Annotated in this window: 26 protein-coding genes, 3 pseudogenes and 1 other annotated feature; of the genes and pseudogenes, 13 read left to right on the forward strand and 16 right to left on the reverse strand. The window is 44.7% G+C overall.

All coding sequences use genetic code 11. The annotated features are described in order from the left end of the window. Window positions 1–117: 117 nt before the first annotated feature. Window positions 118–912 (forward strand): TIGR02206 family membrane protein, encoded by a 795-nt coding sequence (locus MHH57_RS05375; protein WP_029516104.1) that lies wholly within the window; start codon window positions 118–120, stop codon window positions 910–912. Between the two features lie 114 nt (window positions 913–1,026). Here MHH57_RS05375 and MHH57_RS05380 read toward each other — a convergent pair whose 3' ends face one another. Next, entirely contained in the window at window positions 1,027–1,818 is a 792-nt protein-coding gene (locus MHH57_RS05380) for an SDR family NAD(P)-dependent oxidoreductase (protein ID WP_165144479.1), read from the reverse strand. A 62-nt stretch (window positions 1,819–1,880) separates the two neighbouring features. On the opposite strand from MHH57_RS05380, the gene MHH57_RS05385 reads away from it, so the two are divergent. From MHH57_RS05385 to MHH57_RS05395, 3 genes are all read left to right on the forward strand, one after another. Continuing rightward, on the forward strand, window positions 1,881–2,015 hold the full coding sequence (locus MHH57_RS05385; RefSeq protein ID WP_268988484.1) for a hypothetical protein: 135 nt from the start codon (window positions 1,881–1,883) through the stop codon (window positions 2,013–2,015). Next, window positions 2,005–3,438 carry an N-acyl-D-glucosamine 2-epimerase gene (locus MHH57_RS05390; protein ID WP_342434921.1) on the forward strand — a complete coding sequence of 478 codons (1,434 nt, stop codon included), beginning with the start codon at window positions 2,005–2,007 and terminating at the stop codon, window positions 3,436–3,438. Before MHH57_RS05385 ends, MHH57_RS05390 begins: the two co-directional genes overlap by 11 nt. A 120-nt stretch (window positions 3,439–3,558) precedes the next feature. Further along, window positions 3,559–4,230 carry an MgtC/SapB family protein gene (locus tag MHH57_RS05395; protein ID WP_165144485.1) on the forward strand — a complete coding sequence of 224 codons (672 nt, stop codon included), beginning with the start codon at window positions 3,559–3,561 and terminating at the stop codon, window positions 4,228–4,230. A gap of 226 nt (window positions 4,231–4,456) precedes the next feature. On the opposite strand, the gene MHH57_RS05400 is transcribed toward MHH57_RS05395, so the two are convergent. Then, entirely contained in the window at window positions 4,457–5,134 is a 678-nt protein-coding gene (locus MHH57_RS05400) for a peptidylprolyl isomerase (protein WP_029516108.1), read from the reverse strand. A 330-nt stretch (window positions 5,135–5,464) separates the two neighbouring features. Next, window positions 5,465–5,722 (reverse strand): YqkE family protein, encoded by a 258-nt coding sequence (locus MHH57_RS05405; RefSeq protein ID WP_029516109.1) that lies wholly within the window; start codon window positions 5,720–5,722, stop codon window positions 5,465–5,467. Window positions 5,723–5,853: 131 nt separating this feature from the next. Between MHH57_RS05405 and MHH57_RS05410 the strand changes: the two genes are divergently transcribed. Both MHH57_RS05410 and MHH57_RS05415 read left to right on the forward strand, forming a co-directional pair. Continuing rightward, entirely contained in the window at window positions 5,854–7,086 is a 1,233-nt protein-coding gene (locus MHH57_RS05410) for an MFS transporter (RefSeq protein WP_209950034.1), read from the forward strand. A gap of 150 nt (window positions 7,087–7,236) precedes the next feature. Continuing rightward, entirely contained in the window at window positions 7,237–7,416 is a 180-nt protein-coding gene (locus tag MHH57_RS05415; protein WP_023987319.1) for an aspartyl-phosphate phosphatase Spo0E family protein, read from the forward strand. 116 nt (window positions 7,417–7,532) lie between these two features. Here the strand turns inward: MHH57_RS05415 and MHH57_RS05420 are convergent, their stop codons facing one another. Further along, the gene (locus tag MHH57_RS05420; RefSeq protein ID WP_029516111.1) at window positions 7,533–8,435 is read right to left on the reverse strand and encodes an EamA family transporter; all 903 of its coding nucleotides are present in this window, start codon (window positions 8,433–8,435) and stop codon (window positions 7,533–7,535) included. A 154-nt stretch (window positions 8,436–8,589) separates the two neighbouring features. Between MHH57_RS05420 and MHH57_RS05425 the strand changes: the two genes are divergently transcribed. After that, entirely contained in the window at window positions 8,590–9,450 is an 861-nt protein-coding gene (locus MHH57_RS05425; protein WP_029516112.1) for a TrmB family transcriptional regulator, read from the forward strand. An 86-nt stretch (window positions 9,451–9,536) separates the two neighbouring features. Here the strand turns inward: MHH57_RS05425 and MHH57_RS05430 are convergent. From MHH57_RS05430 to MHH57_RS05445, 4 genes and pseudogenes are all read right to left on the reverse strand, one after another. Beyond that, a pseudogene (locus MHH57_RS05430) lies at window positions 9,537–9,704 on the reverse strand (hypothetical protein); the annotation flags it as partial. Between the two features lie 239 nt (window positions 9,705–9,943). Beyond that, a complete protein-coding gene (locus MHH57_RS05435) occupies window positions 9,944–11,026 on the reverse strand; it encodes a bifunctional 3-deoxy-7-phosphoheptulonate synthase/chorismate mutase (RefSeq protein ID WP_029516113.1) in 1,083 nt (360 codons plus the stop codon). 88 nt (window positions 11,027–11,114) lie between these two features. After that, window positions 11,115–11,385, reverse strand: a binding site (T-box leader). A gap of 192 nt (window positions 11,386–11,577) precedes the next feature. Then, entirely contained in the window at window positions 11,578–11,757 is a 180-nt protein-coding gene (locus MHH57_RS05440; protein WP_029516114.1) for a hypothetical protein, read from the reverse strand. Between the two features lie 91 nt (window positions 11,758–11,848). Continuing rightward, window positions 11,849–12,109, reverse strand: coding sequence for a hypothetical protein (locus MHH57_RS05445; RefSeq protein WP_029516115.1), 261 nt, complete (start codon window positions 12,107–12,109; stop codon window positions 11,849–11,851). 183 nt (window positions 12,110–12,292) lie between these two features. Between MHH57_RS05445 and MHH57_RS05450 the strand changes: the two genes are divergently transcribed. Both MHH57_RS05450 and MHH57_RS05455 read left to right on the forward strand, forming a co-directional pair. After that, the gene (locus tag MHH57_RS05450) at window positions 12,293–12,580 is read left to right on the forward strand and encodes a hypothetical protein (RefSeq protein ID WP_029516116.1); all 288 of its coding nucleotides are present in this window, start codon (window positions 12,293–12,295) and stop codon (window positions 12,578–12,580) included. Between the two features lie 132 nt (window positions 12,581–12,712). Continuing rightward, window positions 12,713–14,602, forward strand: a complete 1,890-nt coding sequence (locus MHH57_RS05455) for a sensor histidine kinase (protein WP_029516117.1) — start codon at window positions 12,713–12,715, stop codon at window positions 14,600–14,602. 99 nt (window positions 14,603–14,701) lie between these two features. Here MHH57_RS05455 and MHH57_RS05460 read toward each other — a convergent pair whose 3' ends face one another. From MHH57_RS05460 to MHH57_RS05475, 4 genes and pseudogenes are all read right to left on the reverse strand, one after another. Next, window positions 14,702–14,938, reverse strand: coding sequence for an NHLP leader peptide family RiPP precursor (locus MHH57_RS05460; RefSeq protein WP_013309068.1), 237 nt, complete (start codon window positions 14,936–14,938; stop codon window positions 14,702–14,704). 75 nt (window positions 14,939–15,013) lie between these two features. Beyond that, the gene (locus MHH57_RS05465) at window positions 15,014–15,949 is read right to left on the reverse strand and encodes a hypothetical protein (RefSeq protein ID WP_342435163.1); all 936 of its coding nucleotides are present in this window, start codon (window positions 15,947–15,949) and stop codon (window positions 15,014–15,016) included. Window positions 15,950–16,125: 176 nt separating this feature from the next. After that, the gene (locus tag MHH57_RS05470; protein WP_029516119.1) at window positions 16,126–17,199 is read right to left on the reverse strand and encodes a polysaccharide deacetylase family protein; all 1,074 of its coding nucleotides are present in this window, start codon (window positions 17,197–17,199) and stop codon (window positions 16,126–16,128) included. 82 nt (window positions 17,200–17,281) lie between these two features. Further along, a pseudogene (locus tag MHH57_RS05475) lies at window positions 17,282–17,524 on the reverse strand (hypothetical protein); the annotation flags it as partial. Window positions 17,525–17,917: 393 nt separating this feature from the next. Here MHH57_RS05475 and MHH57_RS05480 point away from each other — a divergent pair. Beyond that, complete coding sequence (locus MHH57_RS05480) at window positions 17,918–18,388, forward strand: hypothetical protein (protein WP_342434922.1); 471 nt, start codon at window positions 17,918–17,920, stop codon at window positions 18,386–18,388. A gap of 85 nt (window positions 18,389–18,473) precedes the next feature. On the opposite strand, the gene MHH57_RS05485 is transcribed toward MHH57_RS05480, so the two are convergent. The 3 genes from MHH57_RS05485 to MHH57_RS05495 all read right to left on the reverse strand — a co-directional run bounded on the left by MHH57_RS05485 (window position 18,474) and on the right by MHH57_RS05495 (window position 20,187). Then, complete coding sequence (locus MHH57_RS05485; protein ID WP_029516121.1) at window positions 18,474–18,968, reverse strand: hypothetical protein; 495 nt, start codon at window positions 18,966–18,968, stop codon at window positions 18,474–18,476. A gap of 92 nt (window positions 18,969–19,060) precedes the next feature. Next, complete coding sequence (locus MHH57_RS05490; RefSeq protein ID WP_209950033.1) at window positions 19,061–19,567, reverse strand: DJ-1/PfpI family protein; 507 nt, start codon at window positions 19,565–19,567, stop codon at window positions 19,061–19,063. A gap of 170 nt (window positions 19,568–19,737) precedes the next feature. Next, complete coding sequence (locus MHH57_RS05495; RefSeq protein WP_245249123.1) at window positions 19,738–20,187, reverse strand: AbrB/MazE/SpoVT family DNA-binding domain-containing protein; 450 nt, start codon at window positions 20,185–20,187, stop codon at window positions 19,738–19,740. Between the two features lie 204 nt (window positions 20,188–20,391). Between MHH57_RS05495 and MHH57_RS05500 the strand changes: the two genes are divergently transcribed. Together MHH57_RS05500 and MHH57_RS05505 are read left to right on the forward strand one after the other, a co-directional pair. After that, on the forward strand, window positions 20,392–21,774 hold the full coding sequence (locus MHH57_RS05500; protein ID WP_342434923.1) for a helix-turn-helix transcriptional regulator: 1,383 nt from the start codon (window positions 20,392–20,394) through the stop codon (window positions 21,772–21,774). Between the two features lie 221 nt (window positions 21,775–21,995). Beyond that, window positions 21,996–22,178: pseudogene (locus MHH57_RS05505) on the forward strand (aspartyl-phosphate phosphatase Spo0E family protein); the annotation flags it as partial. 267 nt (window positions 22,179–22,445) lie between these two features. Here the strand turns inward: MHH57_RS05505 and MHH57_RS05510 are convergent. Further along, window positions 22,446–23,672 (reverse strand): acyltransferase, encoded by a 1,227-nt coding sequence (locus MHH57_RS05510; protein ID WP_342434924.1) that lies wholly within the window; start codon window positions 23,670–23,672, stop codon window positions 22,446–22,448. A gap of 217 nt (window positions 23,673–23,889) precedes the next feature. Between MHH57_RS05510 and MHH57_RS05515 the strand changes: the two genes are divergently transcribed. Continuing rightward, window positions 23,890–24,897 (forward strand): substrate-binding domain-containing protein, encoded by a 1,008-nt coding sequence (locus MHH57_RS05515; RefSeq protein ID WP_165144527.1) that lies wholly within the window; start codon window positions 23,890–23,892, stop codon window positions 24,895–24,897. Window positions 24,898–24,922: the final 25 nt, after the last annotated feature.

Raw genomic sequence — 24,922 nt, forward strand, 5'->3', positions numbered from 1 at the left:
TTGAACAAGCAAGAAACGCGGCTAGAACATAATTGGCTATTGGGTATAAAATAGAATGCAATGAAGCGAGAAAGAGATCGAGAAAGAGATCGAGAAAGAGATCAAAGGGGGCTAGCTATGGATAGGTCGTGGTCAGGGCCTTGGTTTGATGCCAACGCGCCAGAAGGGTTCGAGGCTTTTTCTCCGTCACATGGGTTGGCTGTATTGGGACTCATTGTTTGCGCTTTGCTGCTGTGGCTGACTAGGGGATGGATTCGGTCGAACAAGCCTGTAAGTGAGGGAATTCGCTGGTTGTTAATTACAGTCCTCATTCTGTCAGAGGTGACTCTGAATATTTGGTATGTGATGCAGCATATTTGGGATGTCCAGACTTCATTGCCATTAGAACTGTGTAGTGTGACACTGCTGTTGTCTATCCTGATGCTCATTTTTCGAAGCCGCTGGTTATATCCGATCATCCTTTTTGCCGGAATTGGAGGGGCGCTCCAAGCAGTACTCACGCCTAATTTGGCATATGCCTTTCCGCATTATCGTTTTATCCATTTTTTCGTAGCTCATAGTGCTATTATTTTGGCAGCCTTGTATATGACCTGGATAGAAGGACTCAAACCGACATGGAAGAGTGTGGGGGGAGCTATGCTTTTTCTGAATGGCTTGGCGCTGATAGTGTGGATCGTAGACGATGCTCTCGGTGCTAACTACATGTTTCTAGCCGGAAAGCCGTCGACACCGTCGATATTGGATGTTTTGGGGCCATATCCTCTGTACATTCTGGCAGAAGAAGCCATTGCACTGCTGTTCTTTTCGCTTCTGATGCTGTTGTTCGAGGTGCTCCCGGGAGGCAGGCTGTATGTCCGCTTTCGCAAAGGAGCTGTGCATGGTGCTGATAGGTCGACATCAAAGCCGTTGTAAAGCTATATGAAAGCAGCCTTCTCCACAAGTATCTGACCAAGGATAAGGCTGCTAAGAATGCTAAGAATGCCTAAACAATAGTACGCCTGGGGATAACGTTCTCCATTCTAATACTTAACGCAGTAGTGATTCTGCTCCGTCTACATAAATTTCCGTACCCGATACATGAGATGACTCGTCTGAGGCGAGAAACAGGACCAGATTGGCAACCTGCTCTGGTTCACCAGGGGCATCCTCTAGCGGATGCTCTCCGCCCTTCGGAAATTCGACTGGAATTTGTACCTTCTTCAAGTCTTCCGAAGGGTATGTGTTATTGTCAATTTGCGTGTCGATGGCTCCCGGGCATATCGCGTTGACCCGAATTTTGTAACGTGCCAGCTCCAGCGCTGCCATTTTCATAAACGCAACCTGAGCTGCCTTGGTGGAGGCGTAGGCTGAGAATCCAATACCCGAAAAGGTTCGATTACCGTTGATGGAGCTGGTAATGATAATGCTGCCGCCGCGTTCTTTCAGGTAAGGAACGGCATATTTAACAGTAGCAAAGGTGCCGCGAAGATTAATGTTCATCGTGCGGTCCCATTCCTCTAGCTCCAGTGTCTCGATAGGGGCCATGGTGCCGTTAATGCCTGCGTTGGCGAACACGATATCCAACTTTCCGTACGTTTCCACGACTTTAGCGAACCCCTGCTGAATCATATCTGGCTTGGAAATGTCACATTCCAGCACAAGTGCTTCACCGCCAGCCTGCTCAATAATTGCTTGGGTCTCCTCTGCATGCTTGGGTGTCCGATCCAGCATGACCACCTTGGCGCCTTGTTCTGCAAAACGGATCGCGGTCGCCTTGCCGATTCCTGAACCTCCACCACTGACCACTGCTATCTTTCCTTGCAATCTCTGCTCTGCCATTGACTATTCCTCCCATTCCGTTCATAAACTAAACCTGACTCGTTATTCCATACCTCTGTACGTTGATGGTGAAACAGTCACCGCTGGATTTCACCCCATTTGCGAAATATGGTAACATAGGGAACCAGCAGGAACTTATAGCAGGAACACGTATCGGGGAAGACCGGGTGACGGAGGTGGATCGAATTGAGCTATAACGCAAATGACCAACCCGAATCGACAGACGCTATAGCACTGACCGGAAAAGTGAAACCGTGGGCACTGAGCGGCCCCAGTATTCAAATCGATCCGTTGTTTCCCTATTACGCGAACCGTTCGCGGGACAGTATAGCAGATGAGATCGCCCTTGCGGGCTACCAGACCGTTCATTATTTTGTCGTGCGTGAAAATGAAGTGGATGGAGCGCTTGTTGCTGCTTTTCAACGCAGAGGCATAGCGGTGTGGGCGATGGTGCTAGGCAACGGTTCTTTTGGCGTGTCCCAGCTGCCGCCGGAGTGGAAAGGATGGCGCATGGAGCTGCTGCGCGAACCGAACGACGGGTTTCAGCGGCTTTCGCATTTTGCCCAGGAGTATATGGAATGGAAAAAGAAAGCTGCTGCCCGGCTCGTCACCGACATTCCGTTCGACGGGTTCGAGGTGGCGGAGCCTTATTTCCCCGAATGGAACGGGCTGCGCAGTGGAGTGTACGGGGATATTGGGCCACATGCACAGCGCGCCTTTCGCGAGCGTAGCGGTGAGGACATTCCGGATTTTCGCGACAAGCATGCGCGGAATTATTACCGGAAGGTTCCGAAGCTGTACGCGCAGTGGGTTGATCTGCGTGTGGACGCCGTGAATGGCCTGATCAGCGAGCTGGTAAACGGTGCGGGTGGTGTGCGAGATGTCCGACCGGACATCTGTGTGGCGACATGGTCGCTTGCTGTGAGCGGACGCGGCGATGTCCCCGGCCAGCTACGGGAATGGCAGGGTCTTGACGCGGTAGCCATGATCGGGTGCGTAGCCCCGGATATGCACGTGCTCCAGACCCATTGGCCGGACTGGATGCGTCGCCGTCTGCCGCCGCAGTATACCCACGGCTACGCCCGCATCGCGCAGTCGATACGGGCCGCTTATCCGGGTCTGCCCCTCGGGGTGCAGGCGGATATCGGTTCTCTCGCGCGTATGGTTCGGGACCGTGAGTGGACGCGGCGGTTTGGCGCTGCCGCCTTGGAGGGCGGGTACGACGCCTGGACCGCCTATGAATACCATTTGGGTGGTTACATGTACGATGAGCCGCCCAAACCGCTTAAGGCGGAACGATCAGCTGAAGATGAGGTGGTTATTTCTTTCAGCAAGCGGATTGCTACACCGTCTGTAGATGAGCTGCGTATATGGAGCCGGGAGGACAGAGCAGGTACAACACGTGACCTGAGCCGCCACCTAAGGAAGGATTCACTAACGTTGTTAGAGCTTGTGGATGCCGTAGCAGACGGAAACCGTCTATTGCTGCGTATACGCAATTTACCAGCGGGGGCGTTCAGCTTGCGCCTTGATGGTGTACAGGATACACCGGAGTTGTGGCTGCTTAAGGGGAGAAAGGTACATCGCAATCTGCCAGAGCATGAAGTGAAGATACCTTAAAATTTGGGTAATAACAAAATAACAGCTGTATAAACGGCTCATTTGCCGTAGCATTATTGAGTTGTATATATTAAGGCAACATCTTTTCAAAACATAAATAAATAGTGGAGTGAAAAAAGTATGTGGGATTGGGATTATCTGATTCGGGTCATGTTCGCTGGCTTGTGCGGTGCGTTAATCGGCTATGAACGGAAGAGTCGGATGAAGGAGGCAGGCATTCGCACGCATTTCATTGTCGGTATTGGCGCAGCGCTCATGATGGTGGTATCCAAATATGGGTTTCAGGATCAAGCCGTCTGGTCTAACCTGTCGCTGGACCCTTCCAGAATAGCAGCGCAGGTTATAAGTGGAGTCGGCTTTATCGGCGCAGGGATGATTTTCACACAAAAAAATAGAATCAAAGGATTGACCACAGCCGCAGGCATCTGGACTACCGCCGGAATCGGTATAGCCGTAGGTGCAGGAATGTATGGGCTTGGTGCAGGTGTGACGTTGTTTATTTTAGCGGCTCAGTCCTTGCTCCATAGTCGGTTTTATCAGATGGCTACCCCGTCTACGCGACAAGTGGTTGTTCAGGTCGACAATGAACCGGGCGTACTGAATCGGATCAAAGAACTGTTGGAGCACAAGAAGCTGACCATTCACAGTTTTCACGCCGAGCGCATCAATAACGGTGAACAGTTGGTTATTCATATGCTTCTAAAGCTGTCCCGGTCAGAAGGAGTGGAGGAATTGCTGTCACTGCTGCAAGAGATGGAAGGTATTCGTTCAGTCGAGACCAAGTCCAATTAGACGAATTTACTGCTCATACAGTAGTTTTTTTGTCGAACGCTGGCGGCTCTTATAACGGAAAAAAACTTTAAAAATAATGATTGAAAACGCTTCCTTTTGTGTATATACTCTTACTACATCATAGAGGCAGCAGCTTAGAGAGCATCAAGGGATAAGCAAAAACGACCTCATGCGTATGCACAAGGTCGTTGCTGTTATCCCGTTTTGAAAGAGTGATTTGAATGTCTTACTTTACTTTGACTGGAGCTGGATATTTTTTACCTAGCGTATCCACAGTTACTTTTTTCATCGTAGCCGGTTGGATCGGTTTGTCATTGCTATCCCGTTTGGAATTGACGATAGCATCGACCACGTCCAGCCCGGACGTTACTTTACCGAAAGCGGCATATTGACCGTCGAGGTAGTCCGCATCGGCAACCATGATGAAAAATTGCGATCCGGCCGAATCCAGATCCGCTGAGCGGGCCATGGATAATACGCCACGTGTATGTTTGAGTGTATTGTTAACACCATTGCTCTTGAATTCGCCTTTAATACTGTAGCCGGGGCCACCTGTACCGTTACCTTGCGGATCACCACCCTGAATCATAAAGCCTGGGATCACACGGTGGAAAATGGTGCCGTTATAGGCTCCCTTTTGTACCAAAGAAATGAAATTGTTAACCGTGTTCGGTGCTACTTCCGGATACAGCTCAAGCTTAATTTTCTTGCCATCATTCATGACAATCGTGACAATCGGATGGGAAACAGCCTTGTTCTTGTCTTTAGTCGCAGCAGGAGTTGAAGTGCTTGTCCGGCTGGCAGCTTCCACATCGGCCGCTTTTGTACCGCATCCAGCAACCAGCACGAGCATGATGGCTAGTAGGCACAGCGTGTACCATGGGCGTATCGTTTTTCGGTTCATTGATATTCCTCCTGAAAGGTTGGATGGTGTAACATCCTAATTTAAAGTTTGGGGGCAGCGCAGAACACTTTTCCATTTTCTATCATACCTTTTTTGCTGGGGATAAGGAAATACGGGTTTGAAAGCCGTATTCTTGACCCATACTGCTGCTATTCCCAAGGAAAGGGGCAGGATCATGATGGAGGTAGACAAAAAGCTGGCAAAAGGTCTCATATGGGGTATGGCGTTCAGTCTGCCGGTTTGGGTAGGGGTGCTGTACTCAGTACAACATATTCGTGACTGGCTATAACATAAAGCGTAAAGATAGGCCAAAACCGTTATGGTTTTGGCTTATTTGTATTTGTGCCAGTCCAAATTGCTGTTATTCAGCAGATGCTCAAAGTTGTTATCTAGCTTCTTCTGTTCAGCTTTTTTTGCTTCGACGGCACGCTGCCGTTCGTCTTCTTTACGCTTGTCCTGTTCTGCTTGGGCTTCATTGGCTTGAGCCTTAAGTTTATTCAGCACATCCTGACTCAACAGATCCTTTAACGTAGCAGGTTTGTCCTGAGGCGCAGGAGCAGGGGAAGACGAATTTCTCTTCTTAGCCATGTCATCATCTCCATTCCATTCGATTATATCAGCTTCTTCACGGTTGTTCCACGATGGAAGGATGAGGGGGGCGGTAGACTTTTCTAATTGAGGGGGTAATAATGGAATGAGCAGAAGGGACGTGTGGCATCATGCATCTATATTGGAAGCGAAACCTGGTCATTTTGTGGATTGGCGTGTTGTTTTGCAGCATGGCCTATTCCGTGTCTATTCCGTTTTTACCTATTTTTCTGAATACGGAAATGGGCGTAAATGATCATTTGGAACTGTGGTCGGGGACTGCCTTTGGAGTCACTTTTTTAGCCAGTGCGCTGATTGCCCCATTTTGGGGTTCGCTTGCAGATAAATATGGACGTAAGCCGATGCTGATTCGTTCAGGCTTTAGCCTGGCGGTGTTGTACCTGATATGTGCTTTTGTAACAGATCCGTATGTGTTCGTAGGAGTACGGTTGTTTCAGGGTCTTCTCTCCGGGTTTATTCCTGCTGCGATTGCGCTGGTCGGAACGGGTTCGCCAGAAGAAAAAACGGGCTATGCGCTCGGTATAATGGCGACCGCTGGGGCGACAGGCAGCATTATAGGTCCGTTGATTGGTGGTGTGGTGAGCCATTATTATGGCAATCGGAATGCCTTTTTCTTCTCTGCAGCTCTTGTACTGGTATCTGCATTAATTGCGACCTTTGGCGCTAGAGAGGACAGCTTCAAGGGAACCCGTACCCGCTCGCATGTTCGTGATGATATCAAGGAGGCTATTGCTAACCGGCCATTGTATTTTTTGCTTATTTTGGCCGGGATAAGTACCTTTTCCGTTATGATATTGGAACCGTTAATTACAGTATATGTGCTTGAGATGGGAGTTGACCGCAGCCAAGCTTCTCTAAGTTCCGGGATTGTATTCTCAGCCGTAGGCATTGCGGCGGTGTTGATGGCTCCTCAATGGGGACGGATTGGGGGACGGACCGGATTTGCACATGTGCTGCTGATTGGACTGATCGGTTCGGGAATCGGGAACATCCTACAATTTTATGTAACCAACTTCGTTGGTTTTGGTGCGCTTCGGTTTGGATATGGATTGTTTTATGCGTCCGTTATGCCTGCTATCAACGCAATGACTGTGGAGGTCACCAAGCCGGAGTTTCGCGGAAGAGCCTTTAGCTTGAATCAATCAGCCACCCAACTCGCGACCATGGCGGGGCCGTTGATTGGCGGCATGCTTGGCAGCTGGATGCCAATCCGCTGGATCTTTGTGTTAAACGGTGGCATATTGCTGCTTGCAGCGTTGTTGCTATGGGCCAAGGGAAAAAACGTTTTTCCGGTTTCAGCCAAGAAGAACGTCACGGATCAGGATATTCATTCTGCCGGATAGGAGAATGACAGCAGATTGTCTAATGGCATAAGCTTAAGGTTCCTAGAGCAGGTCTTTTTTTGCGCGATTAGATAATTATCCCAAACCTTTACTTTTAGTATACTTATTCATAACCCTCTACACTGATAATATGACAAGGAGGGATATATTATGATAAGAGACGACATTTTGCGTCAACAGCTTGAGAATGCTCGTCAAAAGCTGTATATTTTGCAAGCAAAACATGGTTTTAATCATGCCAGTGTGCTCAGACAGTCTGTAATTATGGATAACCTCATCAATCAATATAACCACCTTTTTTATATAAAAGAAAAAAAACCGACGGCATAAATGTAACCGATGGGCGAGAAACTTTTGGTAAGGTCACTCGCCCTTGTATTGTAGCGCGGATACTTATAACAACGATGCTTGTTTTAACTTTTCTAACTAGTGCGCAATCTATCATTTTAGGTACGGTTTGTTTGATGGGCACTTAGTAAAACACCGATAATAACGACCAAACCGCCGATGATTTGGCGCCATGTAATCGTTTCTTGCAAAAGCAACACAGAAAATAAGACTCCAAATATCGGAACCAAATTCATCAGAGAAACGGAACTGCTCGGTGACAGCTTGATTAATCCGTAATTATAAAGCAAAAACGCGATAACGGAGCAGAATACACCCAGATATACTAACAACATAAACGATCCTGTTGTTGGAACCTGCCAACGATCCTTTTCTAATAGAGCCAACGGTATAAAAAAGATACTCCCTGCAACGGTTTGGTAAAAAGATAACGTCACGGGTGGATATTTGTCCACAACCTTACGCGTCATGAAAGTGTAAAACGCCCACGCAAAACCCGTCCCGATTAATATTAAATTTCCGATGAGTTGATTCTTACTATCCGAACTTTCGCCAACTGAAGTCAAGAAATATACCCCGATCATGGCCAGTGCTATGCCGCAAATTTTATATTTGGATATTTTCACTTTATACAAAATAAGCTCAAGCAGCGACGTAATTGCGGGATATGATGCAACAATCAATGCTGCGTTGGAAGCGGTAGTCAGGCTAACCCCTATATTCTCCATTGAAAAATATAAAGTGATTCCCAAAACACCACTAAACGAAATCGTAGCCAAATCCTTTGGCTTTACTTTGACATGTTCTTTTTTAATCAGCAAAACGATACCTAGCACTACGGAAGCTATAATAAATCTGGATAGACCCAAGGTAAGCGGGGGGAACGTCGTGTAGGCTGCTTTGGTGGCAATAAACGATGTACTCCAGATCAATAGGGCCAGGATCGTAGAACCGTAGTAAATCCTGTTGCTTTCGCTGTGATGAGCTATGACTTTGTTCAAGTTAAATCCTCCCTGAGGTAATCCCCTGTGAAATACAATAGTTGCTACTATAGTGACTACTATAAAAACGTTACTAAAAAGATAGTGTGTATATCAGTTTTTGTCAAGGGGAAGTGATATAGTAAGGATGAACACGAATTGAGGAGAAGACGTCATGAAACCAAAACCAAATATATTAGAAATTCTACGGGATTTGAATTTTAGTGAATATGAAGCCAAGGCTTATGTGACCTTATTGGAAAGCTCTCCGCTTTCGGGATACGCCGTTTCATTGAATTCCGGGGTACCGAGATCCAAAATTTACGAGGTTTTGTCTGGAATGGTCAACCGTGGGGACATCATGGTCAGTCAAGAAAATACGCCTCTGTATGTGCCGCTTCCGCCACATGAATTGATTGCCCAGAGAAAACGCAAAGCAGAGCAGATTTTCAATGTGGCGCAAGAGAGTTTGGAGCAGTACACGGCATCATTTCAAAATAGAGAGAATATTTGGAATATTTCGGGGTATGAAGCCATTATCAATCGTATAAATGAAGGGGTAAAAGGAGCTAAACACCGAATTTTATTGGAAATTTGGAAAGAGGATGCCGAGGTGTTCCGAGATGCCTTAGAGCAAGTAGCCCAACAAGGAATTGAAGTGATCATTGTAGCGTATGGGGAGCTTAACTTTGATTTCGCTACTGTTTACCGCCATGATATGAGTGAAGAGATTACGTCCGAAATTGGGGGGCGGTGGATTGTACTTAGCATAGACGACCGGGAGGTCGTAGCTGGCATACTTTCACTAGGAGATGACAGCCGCGCTGCATGGACGTTGCATCCGGGTCTGGTGATGCCGATTACGGAAGTGATTATTCATGATATTTATATCATGGAAATCCTATATGAGTTCCGTGAACAATTAGAAGAGAAATTCGGCCCTAATCTAATCCATCTCCGCAATAAATTTGCTATGGGTCCGAATGGCAAAGGATATTATATTCCTTTGACTGAAAAAAGCATGAAACGTGTATAGAGATTGTCTGAGGTCCGATGTGCAAAAATAAACAGGCCCATGGAGTGTTATTCCATGAGCCTAATTTTATTGGATGTTGTGTTCTATTATTTTACGGTTACAATCACACGTTGATAATGCTTTAAAGGATGTTTTCCATTGTCCTGTACTTCTGCAATGATATGAAGCGTATTCCCTGACTTAGCATCTGCGGGAACTGTGAAACTAACTGCATTCGTATCACTACCTTGCAAGTCAATCGTGTTTACTTTCTCTCATTTTTGTTCCCCACTCTGAACGCTCCTATGATGTTTTTTAGGATTATGACCATGTAAGTATTCTTTTTATTCAAGATTTAGGCATAAAAAAAACCTAAACATATATATGTCTCAACAATAGTTGAGCATATATACATTTAGGTTTTGCCTGCATGATCAGTCACAATCCTGATCCGATTTTACATCAATGTCCGAGAAAATGAAAGCGGTTTACAAGTCCCAGCATAAAATTAGTTTTACGCTTTGAATAAACCGGATTCTTTGACTTCAGATAGGAAGTTGTGGAACTCAGGAATGTTCAGCTGTTGCTGAGCATCGGACAAAGCGACTGCCGGGTTCGGATGGACCTCCACCATGATACCGTCGGCTCCAGCAGCCAGGGCAGCTTTGGCGCAAGGGGCCAGGATGTCCTTACGGCCTGTCGAGTGAGTCACGTCCACCAATACAGGCAGATGACTTTCCTTTTTCAAAATCGGAACAGCGGAAATATCCAGCGTGTTACGCGTCCATTTTTCGTACGTACGGATACCGCGTTCAATCAGCATGACTTGCGTGTTACCACGGGAAACGATGTATTCAGCAGCATGAAGGAACTCTTCCATTGTTGCAGCCAGTCCGCGTTTGAGCAGAACCGGAGTTCTTGTTTCACCCGCAGCTTTGAGCAATTCAAAGTTGTGCATGTTACGCGCACCAATTTGAATAATGTCGATGTATTGGATCGCTTCCTCCAAATGTCTTGGATCGACGATTTCACTGATTGTAGCCAGTCCGAACTCATCACCTACACGTTTGAGAATTTGCAGTCCTTCCACGCCCAGTCCTTGGAAATCGTACGGAGACGTACGTGGTTTAAACGCGCCACCACGAAGAATCGGCACACCGGCTTCCTTGAGAGCCGCACCTACTTCACGAGTTTGCTGGTAGCTTTCCACCGAGCATGGACCTGCGACCATGATGGAGGCTTTGCCGCCTACCAGCGTATCTTTAACCTTAATAATTGTGCTATCTGGTTGATTTTTGCGGCTGACGATCAGATGTTTTTTGTGTTCTTCTTTTTGATAGTTCAAAGAAGCCTTGAAAATATTTTTGAACAGTTGGCGAATCGTAGCATCGTCAAAAGGCCCACGGTTAGCCGCGATCAGCTTGTCCAGCATTTGTTGCTCACGTACCGGATCAAAGTCAGGTACCCCTTGAGCTTCCTTCAATTTTCCAAGTTGTCCGGCCAGTTCAGCGCGTTGGGACAGCAGCTCCAGCAATTGCAAATTTGTAGCATCGAGTTGTTCACGCAGCAGCTCCAAAGAATTTTCATTTGTAGACATACAGTACTACACCCTTCCCGAATTTAATTTGTTTTTTCTGTCAGTCCATGGACTTTTTTGCAGAAAATAACACAAAAAGGCACTCGCCGCAAGGGACGAATGCCGTGGTACCACCCTAATTACAGAAGTATACATACGAATCGTCAACGTCGTTCAGTCGACAGCAGTAACTTCTAAGCTTGATGCCCGTAACGGGGGCTTCCGGAAACCTCTACTCGGACAAAGGAATGAATCCTTCTGTCGGTTCAAGGCTCGACTCGGGAGTGAATTTCAACGCGGGATTGCGGTACGCTCTCAGCAATTCGTACCTTTCTGTGGGAATCCGTTAGACGTTTACTTGTCTCCGTCGATGTCTTTGTTCATGGTATTCAAAAGATTTGACCTTATTTTAAACAAAGTAGGTACAGAAGGCAAGCCCTGATTATCAGGTTCAAGTTTTTTTCCTTGAATTGCTGCCCTTGCAACATGTGAAGTTCAAAAGGGTGCACTCAAGCCATGTCTATCATCTGTGTGGCTTGGTAGCACCCTTTTTGCATTCTCTATCTGTCCTTTTATTTTCCTTGATCCCTGGGTTCGGGATTCGCAGATGCGACTCCTCGTGGGTTATCTTCGGTCGAGGTATCGTCCGTATTCGTCTTGTCCGCAGTCCTACGGTCGTCTGCTTCCACAGGATTCAAGGCTTTATACCGTTTGTATTCCATATCGGCCTGAGACATCGGATCTTTATACATAGGAGATCAGTCAACTCCTTTCTGTTATACACTACATTACCCGCATAGCAGAATGGGTAACCGTTTTCTTTCACTCGATAAAATGAAGTGGTTAATCCAGCATATCGTCGCTTTCCAGTTGATCTTCTTCATCCCCATCGGTACCATTCAGCAAATCGGTACCATGCAGGAATTCGGCAGGAGCAGAAGGATCAACGGGACTGTTCGGTGTCAGTTCATCGGCATCTGGTACGTCCTCCAGAGGAGTATCCGGCCCTTCGGTCAGATTCTCCCAGTTGGTTTCTGCATTTTGCAGAGAAGGCTCAAAATCATTGTCATGTAGCTCAGTAGTTCGATCGTCACGATTTGCCATGTTGCTCAGCTCCTTTACTTTTTGTTGCTTATTCCGACCTTACCCAAACAGCGGAACGGCTAAACCTTCAGTTAGTGTGTCTGTAGGAAGTTAAAATCATGCGAATAGGGAGATGCCCATTCTCAATTAGCGTTTTTTTGGTAACTGCTGTGATATGATAAAGAAGATAGGGAGGGATATGAATTGGAATGGTACATGTTTGGTCCGATGATTAGTCGTATCCGCGTAGGACAAAAGGCATCTACCCCGGGATTTTCCCGCACCCTCATTCGGCGCCCGGAAGGCTTATACTGGACAGATGGCGGACAGGCCGGAAAAATAGTAGAAATACGCGATTATTTATTTTCCGATATTTGGACGATCTATGAAGATGAAGATTGTGAACCATGGTTGGAGCTTAGAGAGCAGAAAGAGCGGCGCGAACAGGAAATGATCATTAATCAATATGAAGATTTTACAAAAAATGAGTAAAAAGAACATGATATCCTTCTTGTGAAGAAGGTATGCACATCATCGTATAGAATAATATAATTTCAGGACGTAAAAAATGTTAAAACGTATACAAACTTGTAAATCCTACTATGTAACTTTGAGGTGCTTAATATGAGGCATGTGCCCAAAGCTGTCGCCGCCCTGCTAGCGGTCATTGTGATGCTGTTGTCGCTGGGTCACTCCGCCTATGCGGCCAAAATGACCCCGGAAGGGGATTATAAAATACCCTCCTGGGATATGAGATGGGGAGAGGTAGACGAGGATGGCTCTTTAGATGAGGTAAAGAATCCTAGCAAGATCTGGATGCATATTGAAGATGATACACAACTGCTTAGGCAGCCCGGCAATATAGGCTCCGCCTGGATTCGTATTAAGTTACCTTCGCTAAATGATGAAACGCCAGCGATCCTTTTTGAAAATATTTATGGCAGGCATATTACGCTGTATAAGGATGGGACCAATTTTTACGAATCCTACCGTGGGTACAATTATGAGAATAATCGTATTCTGATTCCGCTGAAGCCGGAAGACAGCGGTAAAACATTATACATATGGACGGAAAGCAGTAAGAAAAGACTGGGCATCATCGGTAATGTGATGACCGGTGATTATCGTGATTTGTTGGGGACCTTGGTCAGAATGGATGTTTTAGATATTGTACTGGGCAGTACGTTTATCTTTATCGCCCTGGTGCTGCTGATCTGCTCGTTTTTTCTGTTCCGTCCGAGTATGGCCATGTGGCTGTCTCTAAGTGCGATTGTATTGTCTATTGGTCTGATGATCGTAACGTATTCACCATTCTTGTATACATTCTATCGCGGCTATGGCAAGCTGTACTTACAACTTTTTGATGTGGCACTATTTATTCTGCTGCCCTCATTAGCCTTCTTTTTTGAGCAAAACATCAATTCGATTATACTGATTCGCAAATTCAGAAAGTTGTTAACCGCCTACTCTTTGTTCTGCTTTACCATGATGATTGTGAATTTAGGAGCACAGGAGCGGTTGAACAACATATATTATTTTTTTAGTGTAGTCATTCTGGGTATATTACTCGTCGCCTTAATGATACTGCTGGTATTTGCTTCGGTTCGCATGGCACTTAAGGGTGATCACGAAGCGATCATCTTATCGACAGGCTTTGCATTTTTTGCAGTCATCTCTATCGGGGAACTGAGCTGGTTTTTCATTCTGGACGGACACTACAATATGTTTTTGTGGAAATGGGGCGTGTTCGGTTTTGTACTGGCGTTGATCGCGATTTTGGGCAGAAGACTGGCAGAAAAGCACAAGCAGGTGGTTCGGTATTCCAGAGAACTGGAAATGTTCAATAATGAGCTTCAACGTTCGGAGAAAATGGAGATTATTAGCGATCTGGCTGCATCTGTAGCTCATGAGGTACGTAATCCCCTTCAAGTTACACGTGGATTTCTTCAGTTGATGAGCAAGCAGGAGGATGGTAAGAACAAAGACTATCTACATATCGCTCTGGAGGAGCTGGATCGAGCTTCCGCGATTATTACTGATTTTCTGACCTTTGCCAAGCCAGAATTTGACCAAACCAAAACGTTGACCATATTGGACGAATTCAAGCATATTGAAGGAATCATCAGTCCAATGGCTAATTTGCAAGGTGGAAAAATTTCGCTGGATATTCCCCAGGAAATCAAAGTACGCGGGAATTCCTCCAAGTTCAAGCAGGCGTTCATCAATATCATCAAAAACAGTATTGAAGCGCTGCGAGACCAGGGGCTTATTCATATATGGGCTTATGTGGATAACGGAGAAGCTGTCATTCATATTCGGGATAATGGTGAAGGGATGGATGCTCAGACTTTATCCAGACTAGGTGAGCCTTATTTTTCGAATAAGACAAAAGGCACGGGTTTAGGAATGATGGTGACTTTTCGGATTATTGAAACGATGAATGGAAAAATAACTTTTACAAGTGCAAAAGGGGTGGGAACAGAAGCGACCATCCGCTTCCCCGTAGCCGGATAATATCCGGCTTTTTTGCGTTCGGAGAAAACGGAGGGAAGCTTGCTGAGCCCACCCCTATGAGGTTAAGGAATCTAGATTAAATAAGCATTAACAATCATTCTACCACATTGAGCGAGGTTTCTGGGATGCAGCGAGCACGCCGGAGGGGTCTGGAGGAATTACCAGAAAAAACTGATCAGGCGTTTCTTCTAATGTTTTGATTTGGATATGATCGGGGATCACGACTCCTAACACATCACGAATTGCAGATTTGGGATCAGTCATCAGTTTCTCTCTGAAACTGGCATCCTCCCAAGCTTTTTGAATGACTTGTGTTTGAAGAACTTCAGTAGCCATCAAAAATCACCCTCTCATTCAATTGGTTATATTTACCTAGTCAGTATACCACGAAGGGCTCAGAAAAATCTAGCATTATTTCATATTTTTGGAGAGCCAGTAGTCAAGTCCGCCTCTTCTCAAATGCGAGCGTCCGCCTTCAATTTCTGCCGCCACTTCGCCCAGCTCAGCTGCGATAGAATGTGCAAAGCTATGTAGGCCGTGGATAGAAGGCTCCAGGGTCTCTAACTGTTGGACTGCTTGATCGGCAATGTTCACATAGCTGGCAAGCGCACCGCGTACATAAATCGCTTCCTGAATCTGTTTGGGTCCCAATCCTTCACAGTAAGCCGTCTTTTGCTCGGCACTGATATGGGACAAAAGACAGTTATAGCTATGTTCGACCAAATCTTCTGACCAATCCGCCCAATCATCCGACATTTGAAGCACGAGTAGCGCCAAGTCCGTCATATTTGTAATGTTTTGAATCAGATCAGCACGGCCTGCGAGCAGCAAAGCACCCGTTCCGGCCATTTTTAATGGACTTGCTTTCAGCGCGACCTTATTTTTTTCTCCTTGAAAATATTCCTCTGTTCCTTCGGATATCACACTAACGGCCCATTCATCAACATACGTTCGGGCATATGACCAAAAAGGAGAGGTTGCCGGAAAAAGGTCCCGATATACGCTTAGACACTCGGTATAGAATAGTTGACTTAAAGCGAGTTGCGTTTTACGGTTGTCTGCTGCTGTGTCCATCACATCGTCTTGAATTAAATAGTGAGCCATGACGAACACGTTGCCAAGTGACAGCCTGCGGCATGTTTCGGGGGGCAGTCCTGTGAGTTCTTGCAGCCAAAATGGAAGCAAATAGCATATGTAATTACGCGTGCTGTCTTCCCGCAACGGATTAAAACGCGCCAGATAGTCCAAACCCTCTTGCTGAAAGGGAGCTGGAAACGTGGACGTCCGTTCCTCCGCTTGACGAAATACTTTTTCCAATTCGTCTTTGTATGCAAAATACCATTCCATCGCCATCACCTGCATCTCTTATGAATATTTTTATAGCGACTTCTAGTTGTTACCCGCCATTATACAACAGATTGCAATTTTCAAGATTTTGTTATTTTTACATTGAGAATGTTGTAAAAAGGATATCGACAAAAATCCCGGTTGGGAAGATCCCGCCGGGATTTTGTTTTTTTAAATTAGATGATCTCTAAATAGTCAATATAAGCATCCCATGTCCCATTATCGGCTGTTACAACAAGCTCAATCTCTTGATTTCCGGTTCCATGGCTGACATTGTTTAAAGTATAGACCGCAGGACTGTTCCCGCCGTAGTAGAAGGTACCCTTCGTTTGTCCACCAATTTTCAAGTCAACTTTGGCCATGTTGGAATTATTTGAAGCACCACGGAGTGAAAAACTATGGGTGCCGCTGGTAAAATTCTGTGTGAATTTCACTGAATCATTGTTGGAGTATAAAGCCACTCCGTTGAACGGCGAGCTGATATTTGAAGTATACTGACCGCCTTTGGTCATATTCTCTGCTTCCACTTTTGTGCCTTTGTTTGGCGGCGTTTCGCCGTTTCCGCCATCAGGCGCTACCGCCCGGCCATTGCTTGGTGAGATCATACCAGAGCAAAGGTTACGATTTTTAAGATTCTGTGCAATTTGTGGAATAGCTTGGAGTGTAGTCTGGTACTGATCATGCATCAGGATCACATCGCCGTTTTTAAGTTTGCCCGCAGCAGCTACGATCTGTGCGGTGGAGGCGCCGTTCCAGTCTTGGGAGTCAACGTTCCACAATACTTCGGTAAGACCGTTTTGGGTCTCAATGGATTTGAGGGTTGCGTTGGTCTCGCCATACGGAGGACGGAACAACTTTGGTGCCGTGCCAGTAATGGACTGTATCGTTTGCTGCGTGCGTGTAATTTCCGATGACATCTGCGATGTGCTCAGTTGTGTCATATGCGGATGTGACCATGAATGATTACCGATCCACATGCCTGCTGCTTGCTGGTCACGTACAAGCGAAGGATTATTCTGCGCGTTTTGTCCAAGATTAAAGAGCGTCGCGCGTAAACCGTTTTGCTTCAGAGCACTAAGAAGCGCTTTGGTGTTAGAGGGATTGGGACCATCGTCGAAGGTTAACGCTACATAACCGCTCGAGCAATCAGCCGCAAGCGCTTGGTTGCTCGAGATCACCAGCGAGCCTGTGAATAAAGACAAGGTGATTGACATAATCGCCGTCCATTTTCCTGCTTTAGCTATAAACATGGGTCTACCTCCTAGCTATTTTAATATAGTATGGATGTTCCGATACTCCGAACCGATTCAACTCTTTACTAGATTTGAAATTTTAGTCGATCTCCAAATAGTTAATATAAGCATCCCATGTCCCGTCATCGGCTGTTACAACGAGCTCGATCTCTTGGTTTCTGGTGCCATTATTGCCGCCAATCGTAATTGTATTACTAGTTACATTGGCACTCCGACTGTTTTGGTATCCCTCTACAGTAAGTAAATATTCATACATCTTGTCCATGTCTTCCCACTTTTTGAAGTGCTCGCTGACCGATATGGTTTTGCTCGTGCGTTTGGATGTCCATAAAAATAACCTTATTTTTTTGTTTCATTGGACTTTCTTCCTGTAGCCTCACTATGATGCAGTGCATTCTGTAGTAGCTTGATGAAACATGTCTTTCCAAAAATAAAATTGTAAACGTTTACAATTTTATTTTATCATATTTTCCTTAATATATAACTTGAAAAATTTCAAGTTATATTGTAGAAAGTATAGTTATTCATTCTTGCTCACTCTACAGGATAGGGTTCCCAAGGAGCGCGTGTAGATCGAAGGTTGGGTGTAATTGTGATAGCAATGTTCATAATTTCTTTTTTCCCGTCTTATGGTTACTTAACAGGCGAAAATATGAATAAAAATAGCGGGAAAAGAAAATATTATTTTAAAAAGGATGAAAGAAGGGTCTGCAACATGAAAAAACAATGGAAATTGACCGCTGCTATCCTGTATGGAGGAGTGATGATGTATGGCACTGCGGGTGCAGCTGGAGCTTCCGGGACGGAACCGAGTAATTCGTTGCAAACTCTCACTCCCAACGACTCTATCCAAGGGGCAACCCGCCAATGGAATGCTGAACCACAGGACGAACACGGGCATGTTCACAGACATAGGCACGGCAAAAGGCCTGGCGGCTTGAATCACCATCTCAACGAGAAAGTAGCCAAGCTGCTGGGCATCACTCCTGTCCAGTTAGAGAAAGAGCTGGGACAAGGGAAGTCGTTGGCCGAGGTTGCTAAAAGCAAAGGCATCAAAGAGGAACAGCTCATTGATAAGTTGAAGAATGAAATGACCGTGGACTTGAAACGGCTTGTGAACCGTAAAGGCCCGATTACATTCGATCGTAAGTCCGGCGCTTCGAATGAAGCTCAATTGAAGCGTTAGCCGGGGATACCGTGGTATATCTGCTCTTGAATAAGTCGAGGAGTAGATCGTTTGACAATAAAAAAAGGATGGGGGAAACCCATCCTTAAATTTCCACTTCCTTATCTTGTGCTATGTCATATTTAGTTACTTTACTGGTGTATTTATCTACATAATAGAATCCATAAGTTGCAATGTGATCAGGGAAATCTTCGTAAACTCTTATACAATATTTAGTTCCTTCCAAACCTTCAACCATTAAGTTTAAATTATATTTAACAGCATCCTTTTTTATTTTATCAGAAAGAATATGGAGTGCTTGATTTTCTGTAATCATCTTTTGCTGTTTACCTAAATACAGTTTATTATCAATGAGGCTGATTTGTCTGCTTTCTGCAATCCCAATATCTTTAACAGAGATATACGTGTTTCCGTTGTAAATCAAGCCATCGGCAGTGTTCTTTTTTGTCCCCTCTAAAAATACATCAAACTTTTTCACAACAGCATTTACGCTTGTTCCAGATGCAGCCATTGCGGTTGCACCAGTAATCATCATGCCAATGGTTAAGCCCACTAATAGCCCCTTTAATTTGTCATTCATTTTAATTACCCCTCTTATGTATGCTATTTCCCTCACTATAGTATCCTAAATATCACCATACATAAAGTGATTGTTGTGGGAGAGCAGAAGAGTCAATTATCTTTAAAGAGCTTAAAAAAATCAATGGTTTCTTTTAAATCTTCATCATCAGTATAAATGTTCATCACCTTGCCTATTTCAATTGCAAAGTCCACATACTGATTTGGTTTAGCCGTAATGATATTCTTGTGTATCTCCAGACCCGTTGGATGATTCACAGGATTTTTATAGGAGACACCTGCTATCTCCAGTAGTTCAGTGGCAGAACAAATGGTCGCTATCACTTTATGATCATTATTCAATGTATTAATTAGAGCTAGAAGCTGCTTGTTCGTCTTTAATGGGGTGTTATCTCCGCCAGGTATAATTAGGAGTTGAATATCCTCAGCAGACACTTCATCAAGGGCTACCGAAGGCGTAACTTTAAAATCCTCATAGGAAATTACAGGGTCTTTGGTTACTCCAATCGTAACAATGTCCCCTTTGGTTTTCATAAAATAGGTTGCTAGCATAATCTCAAAACTCACATAACCATCATAAATTAAAACGTGTGATTTCATTTATACACCTACTTCAACATTAGTTTTTAGCTTTGAGTCAATATACCACTTTGATAGGTTTAATTCCATAATTTACAGCAAATATAGGCTTAGAAGTTTAAATAACCAGTCGCACGAAATCAACCAGCGACTGGTTATTTAGCTTTGCTAGAATATGAGTTGAGCGATACCTATAATAGCTTTTTAAGCTGGGAAATACGGCCTTGGGATACGCCGAGCCGTTCAGCGTATTCGCCTTGCTTGGCGTTTGGATGCTCGTGCATGAGTCTTCTTAGCTTCTCAACCAAATGTTGTGAAGACAACCGATGTACACTTTTTTCTTTGCACGCAGGTTCCTTAATAACAGGTACAGGCATTTGACTCACACCTATGTTTCCCTTCAGATCGTTTATGCATTTTTTACATAAAAATGAACCCCTGAAATAGCTTAAATCCTGAACCGAATAGCATAAATGACAGCAGACTCCTATATACTTTCGCATGCTCAATAATCCTGTTTCAACATCCAAATAAAATTCTAAAGATTCACCAGCTTGAATCCCCATAGAGGTTCGCATCTCCTTAGGAATAACAATCCGGCCTAACGTATCCAAGGGACGTGTCATACCTGTATTTTTCAAGTGATCTTCTCCTTCCATTGTCCAACATCCAATGATCTCCTAAAAAAAATATAAAAATCAATAAAGTAAAAGCATTTATGTTTGTTCCAAAAGATGGTATTATCGTGAAAGAAAATCAATAATTATACCATTAGTTTCCAAATTACATTGTTTATTGAAATTGAAATTGAAATTCTATGAAAATGCTGAAAGGGTGGTTTATCCATGGAAATCACACCTACGATACAGGCAGAAATTCAAACTTATCTGAAACGAAAAGGCTTAACGATGACCAAGTTTGGTCACACGATTGATTTGAATGTAGGTACAGTTAGTAGCATTGTGACTGGTAACCGATCTATTTCTGTTCATCAACTGGATAGTATTACTGCGGGAATGAATTTACCACCGGATTATTTTTACGAACGTTATATTGAAGAATGCATTGAAGAATCTCCGCTAAACTGGAAAAAAATAAGCCCTTTCTTATACCGATGCATTGAACTAGGACGACTCGACTGCTTGCAGCGAGTTGTAATTTTGCTATTGGATAACCCTAATTATCCGCCATCGCTCTTTGAAGTTGCCGAAAATGTATACAAAGACGGTTACAACGAAGCAGCGGCATACCTTTACAAAAAGGTGGCTGAAAGTGAGAAGCAGCAGCATTCAGAGCGATTGGCGGTCTGCCAGTATCGTTTGTTCCAAATCAATATTGGACAAGATAGAGCTGTAAATCTTCAAGCTGCCATTGAATTTGCCCCTTTTGTGGATCGTTTAGACGAGATAGAGCAATTAGATGCTTTAAAAGATTTGGCGAACATACATCGTTCATTGAATCATTGGGACACTGTATATGAGTTAGCTCAGGAAATGGGGCGTAGAGCAAAAATACAGTACAAATTGAATCGTGACTGTGACAAACAAAAGAAACCAAGCAGGCCGCTTTTTGTATATATTGCTTACGCAGACCTGTTGTGCGCAGCCGTTTGTCATGCTCAGGGAGATTACGTACAAGGTCTTAAATACATCCAGGCTCACGCCGATTTAAGTTGGGTAAAGGAAAGGGATCCTGAAACACAACATTGGATCGGTTTGTTTCAAGGATGGGGAAAAATCAATACATGTGTAAATCGGCTGATGGCAGGTGATGCTACTGTTTTGCCGGAATACGTAGAGTATATGGAAGGCAAAGATGAAATTTTTGCCGAACTCTTAAATATCGTAGAAGCAGCCAATCGGTATAATATTGATATAGATCATATCCTGAAACACTTTGAGCCTCAAATTGCAACCTATAAGGAACCAATGTCTGCTGATATGTATACTCAGCAAGTCTTGCCTGAGGAAGCTGCGCGGTTTTGGTACAAGTTAGCTAAGTACAACCTAAATAAAGGTAGATATCCATATGGTTTCAAATGTTTAATAGACGCATTGGAAAAATCTGATAAGATAAATAATGCACAGCTCTCTCATACTTGCGCAGGTTTATTTGATCGTTTCAGAGCTTGTGCCGATCCTGAAATACTGGATCAGTACGAAAAATTGTCACAGGAGGTGTGGGAAAAAAATGATCAAAAAGATGGCTTTGCTTTTGGCAATGACTAGCTTATTGTTGGTATTCGCAGTACCAATCCAAGGCTTGCCTCAAGGTCATGGAACGATTTCTACAACTGGAATTATCGGCGGTGCATAATTCGAAAGTTTACCACTGGACCAGCTTACTGCTGGTCTTTTTTTGTATTATTTTGTAATTTTTTGGTTCAAAAAAAGTTCTTAAGTAGTTGGACATCCCTCCTTAAAATTAGATTCAATAGGAGGTATGCAGGTTGAACAGGGATAAAACGGAAACGTTAATTCAACAAATGGAACACGCCAGACAACACTTGCATGATCTTTACGCAGAGTATGGCTTCGGACATGCTTGTGTACTTGAACAGTCTATGCTTTTGGATGAACTGATTAATCAGTACAACCGTATGTATCAGACCAGAAAGCAGCCTCACCATGTTTTGGATCAGATCATTAACAACGACGATGTTATGTTCAGTCCATCCTCCCCTTTCTCTTTATGCAAAACTGTGACTTCTCCCACGTAATGTTTATTATTATTCTATATAATGACTTATTTTAAAATAAAATACATATTCATGTCATAAAATGTTAATCATTTTTTGGGGGACAGCATACTAAGGCAACAAAAAAGCAGAGCTCCATAAGAGAGCCCTGCCAAAGTCCATTGGATTTATAACCCCATGCTGAAACACAGACGCACAAGTTTAGCCAAGCTCCTGCGTGCTTTTGGAAGCGCGCTTAGAGGAAAGGAACTGGAAACGAAACGAATGCCAGTTCAACCGCTGTCTGCCTTTGGAGCCAACAATCCAGTTGCCGCCGGGCAGATGGGCCAAGAGCCAGCTGATGCCCAGAGAAACACTTGCCACGACGACAAACGTAATGAGCGTAGCTGTAAAATGATGATCACCCAGTGCAAGCGGGCGGGTGTAGTAGGATATGAAGGACAGCACGAGCGCATGGGCCAGATATCCTCCGAAGGAATAGCGTCCGATCCAGTTCAGCATACGGCGAAACGGCTCGGATCGCGTATCTTTTTGCAAATGAAGCAGCAGTCCATACAACAAAAGCAACTGCGAGACAATCAGCACGAAGGTGCTTGGTTTCAAATAAGTAGAAATATTGAGATTGATCGTATCACCCGACTGGATCAGCATTGTGTGACCCATAAGCATGAATAGACCAATAAAGACAAATACATTCCACGGTAACGTCTGTTGGGTCAATCCCCGCCAGGTGTCCGTCATATAGGCGCACACTGCGCCCAGCATAAAATAGAAAAAATACATAACAAAGTTATAAGTGCGGTAATCTAACAGAGTCTGCCAAAAGGACGGCAACCCAGTGCTCCATGCAGACATGTCATAGTAGGACCATTGTAACAACAAAGCGTAAGCCGCAGCGGCAATCAGCATAACAGCCAAAACAAGCTGTTTGCGTCTTTTCGTGCTGTAACGGCGTAGAAACGCTTGAACCTGCCCGGCTGCTTTTGAAAATAAAGGAAACAAAATATAAAACTGAAAGATCATCACTACAAACCATAGATGATATCCGCTGACGGGGATGATCATTTCCTCGAACATACCTTTGTAAAAATAAATATTTCCCCACTGCGCCGTTGACCAGTTTTGAGTACATACCCAATAAATAACCGTCCAGCAGAGGAAAGGAACATAAATATCTCGAAACCGCCTGCCAATATAGCGAGGGTAGCCAATCGGTTTGTTACCATTATAAAAAAGCAGCGCCGCAGACAGGAAAACGAACGTCGGTGTGCCAAAACGTGTCAAATGATACAGCATCGCGAGCATCACAGAATCTGGCTGTTGGATGTCGCTGCGATAAATATATTCGCCAATGCAATGCTGAAGCACGACAGCGAGGTAGGCGAGGCCCCGTAGTTCTGTCCACTCCGCGATACGCGGCTTGCTCATCCATATCACTCCTTTTCCTCAAGATACGCACATGTTTTTCCTAGCGCAATTGTAGGTATTGTAACGTAGAAACATTAGTGCAGGATTAACGCCACCTGAAAGTAAGAAGAGTGAAGTAGTTCCAATTTAATATGATTGCGTTTACAATCTAAGTGAAACCAGAATAAATTAAAGTGAATTTATAACTTAAGGATACACACAGGAAGAGGGAGGAAGGATGAAAAAAACGCTGCTGGTATATATGCTGTTGATTGCGGCCTTTGCTCTCTATGTGTTCAGGTATGAACAAACTGGCCCGTTGAATGGTACTTGGGAAGATAAGGGGCTACGAGGCAGCATCGGAGAAACCTATATGATGATTACCTTCCAGTCTGGCTTGGAGTATTGGAAAAGCGGGCTCAAGGGTTTCGAGGATGCAGGAGATGCTTTGGGAGTGACTGTGGAGTATCGGGGAGCTACCCGTTATGATGCACAGGAGCAGACGACCGTTATTGAGCAGGCGATTGCTCGTAAGCCCGCAGGGATTGCCATATCAGCGATTGATCCTCACTCTCTGATTCCGGTAATTAATAAGGCGCTGGATGCGGGCATTCCTGTGGTACTGTTTGATGCCGAAGCGCCGGGGAGTCGGGCGTATTCTTTTTTGGGCACGGATAATTATAAGGCGGGCGTGACCGCTGCGGACAAAATGGCAGAGCTGTTGGGACGAGAAGGTCAAGTCGCTGTTTTGACGCTACCCGGTCAGCAAAATCATGAGGAACGCTTGCGTGGCTTTCGCGATACCATACAGCGGCAGTATCCTGCCATGAAGGTGGTGGAAGTAGCGGATGGCCGCGCAGACGCGATGGTCTCCCGGGATGAGTCGCAAAGGCTGATGAAAGCTTATCCGAAACTGGCGGGCATTTTTGTGACCGAAGCAACGGGAGGAACAGGTGTAGGTGAAGCGGTACTGAGTCAAAAAAACAGCCACCCGCTGAAAATCATTTCTTTTGATACGAATAAAGCGACATTGGATATGATTCGTGGTGGCACAATCTCGGCAACAATTGCCCAGGGAACATGGAATATGGGCTATTGGTCGCTTCAATATCTGTTCCATCTGCATCATCATTTGACGACTCCTGCGCCTTCTTCCACTGGAGACAACACTCCGCTGCCCGTGCGGGTAGACACTGGAATCTCTGTTGTCACCCAGGCGAATGTAGATGATTATTATGCGAAATAAATTTTGGAAGCGTATCCAGCTAGGA

It is taken from the genome of Paenibacillus sp. FSL H7-0442 (assembly GCF_038593105.1).
Taxonomy (GTDB): domain Bacteria; phylum Bacillota; class Bacilli; order Paenibacillales; family Paenibacillaceae; genus Paenibacillus; species Paenibacillus polymyxa_D.

Bases quoted from the DNA above. Each gene is read 5' to 3' on its own strand.
- MHH57_RS05375 (WP_029516104.1), top strand. From the start codon at position 118: ATGGATAGGTCGTGGTCAGGGCCTTGGTTTGATGCCAACGCGCCAGAA.
- MHH57_RS05380 (WP_165144479.1), bottom strand. From the start codon at position 1,818: ATGGCAGAGCAGAGATTGCAAGGAAAGATAGCAGTGGTCAGTGGTGGA.
- MHH57_RS05395 (WP_165144485.1), top strand. From the start codon at position 3,559: ATGTGGGATTGGGATTATCTGATTCGGGTCATGTTCGCTGGCTTGTGC.
- MHH57_RS05400 (WP_029516108.1), bottom strand. From the start codon at position 5,134: ATGAACCGAAAAACGATACGCCCATGGTACACGCTGTGCCTACTAGCC.
- MHH57_RS05405 (WP_029516109.1), bottom strand. From the start codon at position 5,722: ATGGCTAAGAAGAGAAATTCGTCTTCCCCTGCTCCTGCGCCTCAGGAC.
- MHH57_RS05410 (WP_209950034.1), top strand. From the start codon at position 5,854: ATGCATCTATATTGGAAGCGAAACCTGGTCATTTTGTGGATTGGCGTG.
- MHH57_RS05415 (WP_023987319.1), top strand. From the start codon at position 7,237: ATGATAAGAGACGACATTTTGCGTCAACAGCTTGAGAATGCTCGTCAA.
- MHH57_RS05425 (WP_029516112.1), top strand. From the start codon at position 8,590: ATGAAACCAAAACCAAATATATTAGAAATTCTACGGGATTTGAATTTT.
- MHH57_RS05435 (WP_029516113.1), bottom strand. From the start codon at position 11,026: ATGTCTACAAATGAAAATTCTTTGGAGCTGCTGCGTGAACAACTCGAT.
- MHH57_RS05440 (WP_029516114.1), bottom strand. From the start codon at position 11,757: ATGTATAAAGATCCGATGTCTCAGGCCGATATGGAATACAAACGGTAT.
- MHH57_RS05445 (WP_029516115.1), bottom strand. From the start codon at position 12,109: ATGGCAAATCGTGACGATCGAACTACTGAGCTACATGACAATGATTTT.
- MHH57_RS05455 (WP_029516117.1), top strand. From the start codon at position 12,713: ATGAGGCATGTGCCCAAAGCTGTCGCCGCCCTGCTAGCGGTCATTGTG.
- MHH57_RS05460 (WP_013309068.1), bottom strand. From the start codon at position 14,938: ATGGCTACTGAAGTTCTTCAAACACAAGTCATTCAAAAAGCTTGGGAG.
- MHH57_RS05465 (WP_342435163.1), bottom strand. From the start codon at position 15,949: ATGGAATGGTATTTTGCATACAAAGACGAATTGGAAAAAGTATTTCGT.
- MHH57_RS05470 (WP_029516119.1), bottom strand. From the start codon at position 17,199: ATGTTTATAGCTAAAGCAGGAAAATGGACGGCGATTATGTCAATCACC.
- MHH57_RS05480 (WP_342434922.1), top strand. From the start codon at position 17,918: ATGAAAAAACAATGGAAATTGACCGCTGCTATCCTGTATGGAGGAGTG.
- MHH57_RS05485 (WP_029516121.1), bottom strand. From the start codon at position 18,968: ATGAATGACAAATTAAAGGGGCTATTAGTGGGCTTAACCATTGGCATG.
- MHH57_RS05490 (WP_209950033.1), bottom strand. From the start codon at position 19,567: ATGAAATCACACGTTTTAATTTATGATGGTTATGTGAGTTTTGAGATT.
- MHH57_RS05500 (WP_342434923.1), top strand. From the start codon at position 20,392: ATGGAAATCACACCTACGATACAGGCAGAAATTCAAACTTATCTGAAA.
- MHH57_RS05510 (WP_342434924.1), bottom strand. From the start codon at position 23,672: ATGAGCAAGCCGCGTATCGCGGAGTGGACAGAACTACGGGGCCTCGCC.
- MHH57_RS05515 (WP_165144527.1), top strand. From the start codon at position 23,890: ATGAAAAAAACGCTGCTGGTATATATGCTGTTGATTGCGGCCTTTGCT.